This window comes from Microvirga pakistanensis (assembly GCF_004458765.1).
Classification (GTDB): Bacteria; Pseudomonadota; Alphaproteobacteria; order Rhizobiales; family Beijerinckiaceae; genus Microvirga; species Microvirga pakistanensis.
The window spans coordinates 1-486 of record NZ_SPJX01000499.1; the positions used below are offsets into that span (position 1 = coordinate 1).

General features: G+C 64.8%; 1 protein-coding gene. It reads right to left on the bottom strand.

What is annotated here, in order from left to right; translation table 11 throughout:
- On the bottom strand, positions 1-486 hold a 486-nt coding region (locus E4K09_RS22365), incomplete at both ends, for a dihydroxy-acid dehydratase domain-containing protein (RefSeq protein WP_193557343.1).

Below are 486 nucleotides of genomic sequence, written 5' to 3' on the forward strand. Positions count from 1 at the left end.
ACCGGAACCGGTGCGCTCGCCCTGGTGCCAGCCGTTGAGCATGGGACCCACATTGAGCGAGATCGCCGGGATGTTCACGGTCGCAGCCGCCATCAGGCAGGCCGGCATGGTCTTGTCGCAGCCGGTCAGCAGAACGACACCGTCCAGGGGGTAGCCGTAGAGAACCTCGACAAGGGAGAGATAGGCCAAGTTGCGGTCCAGGCAGGCGGTCGGGCGCTTGCCCGTTTCCTGGATGGGGTGGCAGGGGAACTCGAAGGCCACGCCGCCCGCCGCCGTGATGCCGTCACGGACGCGCTTGGCAAGATCGAGGTGGTGACGGTTGCAGGGGGAGAGATCGGAACCCGTCTGCGCGATGCCGATGATCGGCTTCTTGCCCTGCAGCTCCTTGCCGGTCAGACCGAAGTTCAGATAGCGCTCAAGATAAAGCGCCGTCATGCCGGGATTGTCCGGGTTGTCAAACCAGAGCCGGGAGCGAAGCTGATCGGG